We start from the raw sequence: 9,993 nt of genomic DNA, 5'->3' as shown, positions 1-9,993 counted from the left end.
AGCGCCGGGGTTCTGCGCTGGTAGCGCTCGGTCAGTCCGGCGACCTGCTCGACGAAGGTGGTCTTCGCGCAGTCGGATTTCTCGCAGTACAGGCGTCGCACCGACACGTCGATCACCACGGGCTTCCCGCCGATCGCCTCGTCGGCGACGTGCCGGACGTAGCGGCTGTGGACCCAGTTCGAGGGCTGCCCGCAGCCGGGGCAGTCCATCGGCCTTGAGTCCGGGGTCCGCACCGTGATCCTGACCAAGGAGCGGCCCAACTCCACCGTCTCCACCAGCACCGACGACAAGTGCGGCAGCAGTTCCGTCAGTTCGACCTCACACGTCACAAGCCTGCCGGACCACAACGCGCGACCGGGCCGAAACCGAGCAGCCGATCAACACCTACGAAAATCTTGGAAGACCCCATGCCTGCACATGCCCGCCAGGGACTCCTCCCGGATTCCGAGGCCAGCCGGAGGCAACAGTCGATGGACCGAGCCGATCACGACGACGTACGGAAGATCCGCAGGGATCCCAGCGGTCCCCGCTGCCCGATCGACCACGGCCACGACGGCACGTGGCAGGTGCGCGGCTATCAGGCGGCACGCGCCGTGCTGCGCAGCACCGACACCGTTCAGGCAGGCCTGGGCATCGAGACCGTGGAGAAGCTGCCCACCCGCGTCCGGCGGCCCGTGCTGTACCGCGACGGCCTCGAACACCGGGAACACCGCCGTCAGACCGCCCGCTACTTCACGCCTCGCCGCGTGGACGAGCACTACCGGGAACTCACCGAACGTGTCACGCACCGACATCTGAGCACCCTGCGGACCGAGGGTGAGGCCTGGCTGGAGGACCTCACCTTCGGCGTCGCGATCGACGTGGCGTGCGCGGTGATCGGCCTGACCCACAGCAGGAGCGGCATCCAGCGCCGGCTGGAGCGCTTCTTTCCCGAGAAGTTCGGCAGGCCCGGATTCACCAGTTGGCACGGGCTCTACTGGCTGTTCCGCCAGAACACCAACTGGCTGCGGATCTACGTCGCCGACGTCCGCCCGGCCGTCCGCGCGCACCGCCAACACCCCGCCGACAACCTGATCTCCCACCTGATCGCCGAAGGCTGCTCGACCCCCGAGATCCTCGGCGAATGCCTCACCTACGCCGCCGCCGGAATGGTCACCACCCGCGAGTTCATGTGCGTCGCCGCATGGCATCTGTTCACCGACGCGGAGCTACGCGAGCGCTACGAGCGCGGAGACGAGACGGAACGCCTGGCGGTGATCCACGAGATCCTGCGCCTGGAACCCGCGGTCGCACGTCTGCGGCGCAGGACCACCGGCGCACTGGAGGTCGCGGGTTCCGACGGGTCCGTCACCATACCCACCGACGCGCTCGTCGACATCTTCGTGGACGAGGCCAACACCGACCCGGAGGCCGTGGGAGCAGCCCCCGCAACCATCCAGCCCGGCCGGCCGGCCACCGGCCGATACGCGGCGGCCCTGTCCTTCGGCGACGGACCACACCGCTGCCCCGGCGCCGACCTCGCGCTGATGGAGACCAACGTCTTCCTCGGCCGCCTCTTCGCCCTTGAGAACATCCGCATGCTCACATCCCCCCGCGTCACCTTCCAGGACGAGATAGGCGGCTATGTGATCCGCGGATTCCGCGTAGCCGCCGACCGGCACTGACGCCGCCCTTCGGAGTGGCGTTGGCCAGTAACGTGTTCAGCAGGGTCCGTGCGTACGCGGAATGAGCTGACCTGGGAGAAGAGGAACCGCGGCGGAGGAGAAGGACCTCGGTGAGGACCAGCGCGCGCACTGGCAGAACACGTATGCCGCTCATCCGGGGATGTACGGCGGCCATCCTTCCGCACCCGCCGTCCACGCCGCCCGCCAGTTCCACGACGCCGGGGCGAACGACGTACTGGAACTCGGTGCCGGCCACGGCCGCGACGCCCTCTTCCTCGCCCACGAGGGCTTCATAGTGCAGGCCACCGACTTCAGCACCACCGGTCTTGAGCAGTTGCGAGCCGCTGCCCGCGACCGAGGCGTCGCCGAGCAGGTGACGACCCTCGTGCACGATGTCCGCGACCCGCTGCCCCTGCCGACCGCCTCGGTGGACGCGGTCTTCGCGCACATGCTCCTCTGCATGGCGCTGTCCACCTCGCAGATCCACGCCCTGGTCGGCGAGGTGCGCCGCGTCCTTCGACCGGGCGGGATGTTCCTCTACACGGTGCGGCACACCGGCGACGCCCACTACGGCGCAGGCACCGCCCACGGCGACGACATCTGGGAGCACGGAGGCTTCGCCGTGCACTTCTTCCCCCGCGCCCTGGTCGACGCGCTCGCCGAGGGCTGGGTCCTGGAAGACGTCTTCGCCTTCGAGGAGGGAGACCTTCCCCGCCGTCTGTGGCGCATCACCCAGACACTCCCCCGATGAGCCCGGCCCGTAGCCCAGGTGTTCGACGCACCAGTTGCTCAGTCCCAGGTCCGGGATTCCCAGGTCCGGGATGGTGGACAGGAGCGGCCGTAGCCGGATCGGTGCCCTCAGGCCACAAGGCACGGCGGGGCTCGCTGGACTGCCTCAGGGGGTGTCGTTGTCGGCTGGTTGCGGTCGCATGAGGTCGAGGTCGTCGCCCCATGCGTCCAGCACCTCACCGTGTCCGGCCTCTCGGGCCGCCTTCTCGACAAGGGTGAACAGGTGCCGCTGGAGGGGTACATCGCCCGTCGCCGAGATGCTGTCCACGGATCGCAGCAGCACGTCGGTGTCCCAGCCCGGCAGCGGGTACCGGGCGAGCTCCCACTCCAGGTACTTGTTGTAGGGGCGGGGGCGACGGTTGAGCGTGAAGAGCAACTCGAGCAAGTACCGCATGCTGTCGGCCGCGTCGAGGCGGGCGGCAAGGGAATGGCCGTCCCGATGGTTTTTGACCGAGCGGTAGAGGGAGTTGGCGTAGGCGTCGAGCCATCCGCCGCAGTCCCGCAACGCCTCGTCGGCGTCCCGCCGGGCCCGGTCGGCGAGGATACGGGCGATGCCTCCGTCGAGCCGGTCGAGCACGATCCGGGCACGCGCAAAGGCATAGCGTTCCCAGGCGGACATCCCGGCCCCGCGGAACTCGGCGAGAGTGACGACAACGAGGTCGAGCTCGGGGCTTCGGTGACCTGCGAGGCCGGTCAGGTCGGTCCTGGCGTCATCGGCGACGACCACATACAAGTCGTGGTCGGAGTACGCGGTGATCATGCCGTCGTGGGCCTGCGAGCCCTTGAGGACGAGGCCGACCACGGCTGGATCAGCGGCAGCGCGCTCGACGAACGCGTCGTAGGTCAGGGGCTGCTGAGCAGTCATGGTGTGGATCTCCGGTGGGGTCATGACGGGCATACGTACTGAGGCGCCCCATGAGGGGGCGCCCCGCACCGTCTGCGGCCGCACGTGGCTGCCGCCCGGAAGATCAACGCACGTCTGGACCCTATCGCCCGGCCGGGGCATGGGGTAAGGCGTTGAACGACATCAAGATGCCGGCGATCGCGGCCGTCGCCGTCAAGCGTGAACGGCCCTGGTATCGGTGTCGGTATCGCAGGCTCTTCGCGTGCGGGCCTTCGCCCGGCCCCCTGGCATCAGCAGGGCCTCACGTACCAGACAGGGGTCCAGTCATAGCTCGGGTTGCCGTAGGGAGCACCCGGCGTGATGTCGATGACGGTGCGGTTCCTGTCCTTCATCAAGGCCTGGGTGCCGCGGGTCTGGAGGTTGTAGTAGGAGCCGTCGCCGGTCCAGTCCTGGAGGGCGTAGTCCTGGCAGTAGTACAGGGCGAGTCGGTCACCGTAGCCCAGCACGTCGCGGTACATGCAGAAGTACTCCTGCTGGCACTCCCACTGTGCGGCGGCTCGGCTTGTGGTCGACGTGTTCAGGTCGCGCACACGCTTCTCGCCGGGGACCGTGACGGTCAGCGTGGCGCCGTCGCCGAGGTCGATCTCGTTCGCCGCGATCTGGCGTCCGTCGTGGTGGGTGAGGTAGCGGTCCACCTTCGTCTGGAGAGCTGCGGTGTCGGCTCGGCTGAGGCCTGCGGCGCGGGCCTGTTGGGCGAAGGACGCTGGTGTGTGCGTCGTGGCCGCGGACGCCGGTCCCGCTACGCCCACCGACAACACAGCCACGACTGCGGCTGCGAGGGATGCGCAGCGTTTCGTTATGGACATGACATTCCTTTCCCGATGAGCCCCGGAGGCAACGAGGAACTGGGCCGTACTCCGGCATTGAGGCGAACGTACTCGGCCTGTCCTGCCCTGCCTTCCTGACATCTGTCAGGGGCTCAAATGCTCGTGCAGCATCCTCCAGTCGCCGTCGCGTCGCACGATGAGGTTGGTGCCCCGCCCCTGGCCGGAGCGGGGTTCACCGTCGACGACGCCGGTCCAGGCAAACCGATAACGGCACACGGCGATGTCGGCGGTGAGCACGGGCCACTCCAGCTCCCGGACCTCGTACACCTCGTCGAGGATCTTCGCGAACGTCTTCTCGATCGCGGACCGGATCTCCTCGACGCCCTGATACGAGCCGTCCGAGAACCAGTACGTGGCGTCCTCGGCGATGAACGGGATGACCCGCTCGATGTCATGACTGTTGTTGGCCCGCTCGTACTCGCCCATGAACAACGCGAGTTCGGACTCCAGGGCTGCTTGATTCGTCACGACGGCCATCATGCCGACGGGCATGCGCGGCCGTCACGATCAGTAGCGTCGTAGCGCCGCCCGGCGTCGTCGTCGGATCCGCCAGCCCGCGGTGCCGGTCATTGCCGCCAGGCCTGCGGCCAGCACGCTGAAGAAGAGGGTCGTGGTGCTGATGGTGCCGAGGCCGCCGCCCTGGGTTGTGGTCGTGGTGGGCGACGAGAGGAGGTCCTGGCCGAACGCCGATGCCTCGGAAGTGCTGCCGCCCAGCCAGGTGGTGCCGGTGTCACGGTAATGCGTCACCTGCGCGCGGGAGTTGGCGGCGGTGTTCGGCAGTCCCGGCTCCTCCTTCGCGAACCGGTCCCCGCCGATGTCCTGTTGCGGCGTCTTGGAGAAGTCGACGCCGCCGACGGAGTACGTGTAGATCCAATTGCCGGACCGGCGCTCGAACGTGTAGTCGCCCTCCTTGAAGGACGTCAGGTAGCGCTGGTAGGTGTCCTGCTCCGACCAGTCCTTGTCCTGGCGCAGCGGCCACCGGGAGACGTCGTCGCTGCCGATGATGGCGTGATACGGGCCCGGCTTCGTCGCGTCCTGCCGCGCGACCCACTCCGCGGCGACCCGGCTGGCGTAGACGCGGCGCAGATCGGCGTACTCCGGGGCGGTGTTGACCCGCTTCTCGACGACCGGGCGGATCATCTCGTCCACGAGTCGCTGGTCGTGCTCGCGCTGCTCGGACGTCTTGCGGCACTGGTCGCCGGGGATGGTGCCCTCGTACGGGACCGAGTTGACCTTCAGCGGGGCGTCGAGGATGTAGATGCCGCCGTCCTGCTCACGGACCTTGGCGGTGTCCGGCACGATCCAGTTCCGGATGACCGGCATGCAGGGCTGGCCGCCGACGAGACTGAGGGCGTTCCAGAAACGGGCGCCCAGCCGGGTCTTGGGGTTCACCGTCTTCGCAAAGTCGTGCTTCATGGTGAGGTCCGCTTCGAGCAGCACGCGCCCCGCGTCGGTCTTCGCGAACGTGCTGTCCATGATCCGGTCGGGTTCGGTGGGGTTGAGGTTGACCCAGAACTTGTCCGGCGTGAGCGCCAGCCAGGTGAAGAACGCGTCCGAGGCGAGGTGCGCCTTGGCCATGCCGCCCCAGGAGGGGTTGGTGTCCTCGTCCGGGTTCCGGGCGGCCTTGAAGGAGTAGTCCAGGCCCTTGCCGTCCTTGGACGCGCCCACGTAGCTGAGCTGGAGGGTGGAGAAGTCCACACCGCCCGGATTGCCCGACTCGCCTTCCGCGCCCTGGAGTTGCCGCTGGTTCGCGCGGGCCTCGGCCTCGGTGTCGGCGGAGCCGCGGATCGCGTTGACGCCGTCCCCGGTGGAGGGGGCGGTCTTCGCGTCGGGGGTGAAGAGTTCGAGGTCCTTCGGGGCGGTGTTCTCGTTCGGCGTGAACTCCGGTATCGCGGCGGACGCGTGCACATGGACCTTGATTCCGGCCGCCTTCAGCTTGGCAACCGCCTTCTCGTCGGGGGCCTCACCGAAGACGTACCGCACGTCCCAGCCCTGCTCGATCAGCTTCTTGTCCTCTTTCAGCTGGTCGTTCTTGATCTCGCCGGTCGACTTGACCTCGATCAGGATCCGCCGCTGTTCATTGACGAAGTCGCCCCTGCGTTTGGCGCCGGGGATGTTCTGCTCGCACTGCCACTCCGAGCCGCCGATGCCGAAGTCCTCCGCGACCTTCTTGTGGAAGGCGTCCCCGCGCTTGCCGATGACTTCGAGGCCGATGTACTGCTCGATCAGCCAGGTCCGGAAGCTGCCGGTCCAGACCCTGGTGCCGACGGTCTGGTTGCGGTTCCACGCGGCGTAGGCCCGCTCCGGGGAGTCCACCGGGTAGCGCCTGGTGTCGATGCCGTACTTCTCCAGCAGCTCTTGCCCATTCATGCCTGGCGGCAGGTCGATGCCCGAGACGGTGCGCTTGGGGTTCGGGTAGGTGTACCTGCGGGTCTCGTCGGGTGGCGAGCCGTTGGGGTACTTGTCCGACCCCGGGAGGTCGTCGAGGTCCGGGTTCTTGTCCGGCGTACCGAAAATCTCCGAACACGGCCCCGACTTGGGGCTGGCCAGCGCCGCCTGCTGAATTAAGGGCAGCCCTCCGGCGAGCAGCCCCGCACCGATCGCGAGCGCGGCCACGCGTGTCGCGATCCACTTCCTCGTCCTCATTGCGTGTCCCCCCAGGGGCCTGATCGACCCTTCACGCAGCGGTGCGGCCCCCGTGACATGACACCGCCAAGCAACACTCTAGGGGGTCCAGCGGGCTGCCGAGCGTGTCAGTGTGGTGAAGGTGGGCCCTCAATTCCATTGTGCGGATCGGAATTTGAGGGACTTGAGAGACTTGAGGGTCGTGCGGCGCGGTCCGCCGCGCGTGCCGCCTACAGTGGCGCCCATGAGTGAGACGCACCCGGAACTGGCAGCATGGCTCGCCCGCCAGGAAGCGGACTTCCCGGCCTGGGCGGAGGCGACCGGCACAGCGGAGACGTGGGATTTCTCCCCGGCCTCGCTCGACACTCTGGAACTACTCGTCCGCGACCGGTACGCCGACATGCACGCCGTCAACACCGACCGGCACAGCACGTTCGTCCAGGTCGCCCAGTGGTACATCGGCGAGGTCGCCCGGCGCGTCAACGACGGGGCCGACTGGTACGCCTTCCCCCCGGATCCAGCGGCTCCCCCCGGGGCGCCCGGATCGCCGCAGAGCGTCTGGACCGGCACCCCGCGCGTCGCGCTGGGCCCCGCGGTCGAGACACCCCGGGTACTCCCCCTCAACGCGCTGCGCGCCCTCCTCGTCGAACCGGACGAGGACGATGACGAGGAGACCGCCGCCGAGTTGGGCGGACCGCTGCGCGATGCGGTGACCCTCAAGGCGTAGTGCGCTCGGCAGGGGGCTGGACCAAGCCCCCTGCCGATCGCTCAAGACAGTGACGACCCTGCGGGGTGAGGTATGCCCCTGCCGCCCGGTTGACGATCCCGCGCCTCGCAGCGATTCCGCCGGTCATCGGCAGGTGCCGGATGGCCGGATCCGTGATGCCGGTGATCAGCGCGGCCTACGAGGTGGCGGCCACCGTGAGTGTGTAGTCCACCCCGGTCGAGAAGTCCTGGGCCCGGCCGCGGATCTTCAGCGTGTGCCGTCCGAGGTCCAGCGGGGGCAGCTGGACCCAGACGCCGCACCCGACCCCTTCGATGGTCCCGCCCGTACCGGTGACGGCGTCCCGTCGGCGCCCTCCACCGCGACCGGCTCGTTCGGGTAGGTCTCCGCCTTGACCTTCTTGCCGTCCAGGACCGCCGTTCCCTCGGCCCCGGCCATGAAGGACGCGCAGTCGGCGGACTCGCCGATCCGGTTCACCAGGGGGAAGGCGAGGGGCACGCCTTCGGGAACCGTGCAGGTCCGCTCGGCCTGCGTACCGAAGGTGCCGGCCAGGAACCACACGTCCTCCGGCTGGTTCCGCGCACAGTCGCTGCCGTCCTCGTCGGCGACGGGGCTGGTCTCCTCCGGCTCCAGCGCGGCCCAGCTCCACCAGAGGCTCTGGAGCACGTCGGGAGCGAGCCGGCCCTGCGCCGAGGCGGACTCGGATGCGGACGCGGTCCCTGAAGCGGAGGCGGACGCGGAGGCAGAAGCGGACGCCGCGGTCGCCTGCTTCGACACCCCGCCGGCACCGTCGGCCTCTTCGTCTCCCCCACCGCCGCCGCAACCCACCAACACGGCCAGCCCCGCACCGGCGAGGCCCGCTCTCACACCCCTGATCCTCATCACTCCGTGTCCCTCCCCGCTCACAACGACGAAGGCCCCGGAACGCTCCGGGGTCTTCGCCTTGGACGCCTTGGATACCCTCGCCGGAATTCGAACCCGCGCCCCCTGATCCGCAGGATCGGGCAGGATCTTGCCAGGGACGCCTACGACTGCCAACTCGGATTGAGCCCCGCGGAGTCATGGCTGTCCGGATGGCGGGAGGACAGCCCCTCACCAGTCCCTCACCAGTCCCCTCACTGGTGGTGAGGCGAGGTCAGGTAGTGCTGCCTGAGGAGTTCCTTTCCGTAGTCGTTGCCGTTCGGGGTGCGGATGATGGAGTGGACGTGCATCTGGGTGGGGGTGCCCTCGGTGCCGCCGTAGGCGCCGCGCAGCGGGCCGGGGGCCTGGCAGTCCACCTCGATCCACACCACCGGGCTCTGCACCCGGACGTAGAAGGCGTCCTCGTCGCCGGTGCCGCCCGCCCAGGTGACATAGGTGTCGGAGAGGTGCTTGCGGATCTCCGCCAGTGTCACCTTCGCCACGTCGGCCTTGGCGCGGCCGACGAACGCCGCCGCGATGCCGAGGAGCTTGGTCTTCTGGGCGCCCGTGAGCGCGTTGCCGCGGATGCCGGTGTAGGCCTGGACCGTGTTGTCGGAGAACGCCCCCGCCTTCATGGACTCGTTCGACTTGGTGGCGGACTCGATGGCGACGTCCTGCTGGGCGCTGGTCAGGGAGTTGATGAAGGCGAGGCTGGCGACGACCTCCTCGTGGCAGACGGTGACCGTCTCGCCGTCGATCTCCATCGAGGTGGGCTCCGAACCCCAGAAGCAGGGGCTCATGACGACCTGGTCGCCGAGGACGAAGTAGTTGATGACGAGGTGGTGGCCGTCGAACTGGAAGCCCCAGGGCTCGGTCGCGGACGGGGTGCCCATCACGGTCCAGTAGTAGGCGTCCTCGTTGAAGGAGTTCGTGTTGCCGATCGCCTCGCCGGCCGCCTGGTTGATCTTGCGGATCTTCTCCGTGGTCTCCAGGCCGTCCGCGCTCAGCGCCGCCTTCAGCAGGGCGGTGCCGAGGGCCTTCTGGTCGTCGCTGAGGTCGGCGAGGGAGACGCCCTGGCGCTCGTAGGAGTCGATGTTGCTCCAGAGCCGCCACTCGGTGGAGTGGACCGTGAACTGTGTCGACGTCTTCTGGTCGTCGGTGAGTCCGGCGAGGAAGGCGTTCGCGGCGGTGATCACCGGGGCGGTCTGCACGCCGGTGGAGTGGATCGTGAACAGGTCGTCGATCCGCTTGCCGTCGGTGGTGAGGCCGAAGAAGTCCTCGGTGATCGTCTGGTTGCCGGGACCGCCGGTGCCACCGCCCGGGCCGCCGCTCGGGGCATCGCTCGGCGCGGCGCTCGCCGTGGCGTCGGCGGTGCCGGTCGTGTCGTCGGCCATCGCGGCCCAGGCACCGGCGCCGCCCATCGTGACGACGGCCGTCGCACCGCTCGCGAAGAAGACCTTCCGCATGAAGTTACGGCGACTGGCGTGGGCCCCGCCGCTGTTGCCGGATTCCGGCTGCCGGTCCTTCGACTGCGCTGCGTCGAGCTCGGTCATCGTCGCT

At 68.7% G+C, this 9,993-nt stretch carries 10 protein-coding genes; 3 read left to right on the top strand and 7 right to left on the bottom strand.

All coding sequences use genetic code 11. The features are described 5' to 3' along the window. On the bottom strand, positions 1-329 hold a 329-nt coding region (locus tag ABZ928_RS38215), incomplete at its 3' end, for a transposase family protein (RefSeq protein WP_361529111.1). A 141-nt stretch (positions 330-470) separates the two neighbouring features. Here ABZ928_RS38215 and ABZ928_RS38210 point away from each other — a divergent pair. Then, on the top strand, positions 471-1,664 hold the full coding sequence (locus ABZ928_RS38210) for a cytochrome P450 (RefSeq protein WP_361529108.1): 1,194 nt from the start codon (positions 471-473) through the stop codon (positions 1,662-1,664). A gap of 160 nt (positions 1,665-1,824) precedes the next feature. Then, positions 1,825-2,415 carry a class I SAM-dependent methyltransferase gene (locus tag ABZ928_RS38205; protein WP_361529105.1) on the top strand — a complete coding sequence of 197 codons (591 nt, stop codon included), beginning with the start codon at positions 1,825-1,827 and terminating at the stop codon, positions 2,413-2,415. A 144-nt stretch (positions 2,416-2,559) separates the two neighbouring features. Here ABZ928_RS38205 and ABZ928_RS38200 read toward each other — a convergent pair whose 3' ends face one another. From ABZ928_RS38200 to ABZ928_RS38185, 4 genes are all read right to left on the bottom strand, one after another. After that, positions 2,560-3,318, bottom strand: a complete 759-nt coding sequence (locus ABZ928_RS38200) for a hypothetical protein (RefSeq protein WP_361529123.1) — start codon at positions 3,316-3,318, stop codon at positions 2,560-2,562. Between the two features lie 269 nt (positions 3,319-3,587). After that, entirely contained in the window at positions 3,588-4,163 is a 576-nt protein-coding gene (locus ABZ928_RS38195; protein WP_361529102.1) for a hypothetical protein, read from the bottom strand. Between the two features lie 105 nt (positions 4,164-4,268). Continuing rightward, positions 4,269-4,652 (bottom strand): nuclear transport factor 2 family protein, encoded by a 384-nt coding sequence (locus tag ABZ928_RS38190; protein ID WP_361529099.1) that lies wholly within the window; start codon positions 4,650-4,652, stop codon positions 4,269-4,271. A gap of 39 nt (positions 4,653-4,691) precedes the next feature. After that, a complete protein-coding gene (locus tag ABZ928_RS38185) occupies positions 4,692-6,830 on the bottom strand; it encodes a hypothetical protein (RefSeq protein ID WP_361529096.1) in 2,139 nt (712 codons plus the stop codon). Positions 6,831-7,053: 223 nt separating this feature from the next. Here ABZ928_RS38185 and ABZ928_RS38180 point away from each other — a divergent pair, with 223 nt between their 5' ends. Beyond that, positions 7,054-7,536 (top strand): hypothetical protein, encoded by a 483-nt coding sequence (locus ABZ928_RS38180; protein WP_361529093.1) that lies wholly within the window; start codon positions 7,054-7,056, stop codon positions 7,534-7,536. A 246-nt stretch (positions 7,537-7,782) separates the two neighbouring features. On the opposite strand, the gene ABZ928_RS38175 is transcribed toward ABZ928_RS38180, so the two are convergent. Both ABZ928_RS38175 and ABZ928_RS38170 read right to left on the bottom strand, forming a co-directional pair. Continuing rightward, positions 7,783-8,400 carry a signal protein gene (locus ABZ928_RS38175; protein WP_361529090.1) on the bottom strand — a complete coding sequence of 206 codons (618 nt, stop codon included), beginning with the start codon at positions 8,398-8,400 and terminating at the stop codon, positions 7,783-7,785. A 248-nt stretch (positions 8,401-8,648) separates the two neighbouring features. After that, positions 8,649-9,986, bottom strand: coding sequence for a DUF3500 domain-containing protein (locus ABZ928_RS38170; protein WP_361529087.1), 1,338 nt, complete (start codon positions 9,984-9,986; stop codon positions 8,649-8,651). Between the last annotated feature and the right edge of the window lie 7 nt (positions 9,987-9,993).

The sequence above is a fragment of the Streptomyces sp. NPDC046909 genome (assembly GCF_040644695.1).
Classification (GTDB): Bacteria; Actinomycetota; Actinomycetes; order Streptomycetales; family Streptomycetaceae; genus Streptomyces.
Note: the sequence above shows the minus strand (reverse complement) of the source record. Positions and strands in the feature narration are given on the sequence as shown.

What these genes read in the sequence shown, in the direction of transcription:
- ABZ928_RS38185 (WP_361529096.1), bottom strand. Translation starts at nt 6,830, where the DNA reads ATGAGGACGAGGAAGTGGATCGCGACACGCGTGGCCGCGCTCGCGATC.
- ABZ928_RS38195 (WP_361529102.1), bottom strand. Translation starts at nt 4,163, where the DNA reads ATGTCCATAACGAAACGCTGCGCATCCCTCGCAGCCGCAGTCGTGGCT.
- ABZ928_RS38170 (WP_361529087.1), bottom strand. Translation starts at nt 9,986, where the DNA reads ATGACCGAGCTCGACGCAGCGCAGTCGAAGGACCGGCAGCCGGAATCC.
- ABZ928_RS38210 (WP_361529108.1), top strand. Translation starts at nt 471, where the DNA reads ATGGACCGAGCCGATCACGACGACGTACGGAAGATCCGCAGGGATCCC.
- ABZ928_RS38180 (WP_361529093.1), top strand. Translation starts at nt 7,054, where the DNA reads ATGAGTGAGACGCACCCGGAACTGGCAGCATGGCTCGCCCGCCAGGAA.
- ABZ928_RS38200 (WP_361529123.1), bottom strand. Translation starts at nt 3,318, where the DNA reads ATGACTGCTCAGCAGCCCCTGACCTACGACGCGTTCGTCGAGCGCGCT.
- ABZ928_RS38205 (WP_361529105.1), top strand. Translation starts at nt 1,825, where the DNA reads ATGTACGGCGGCCATCCTTCCGCACCCGCCGTCCACGCCGCCCGCCAG.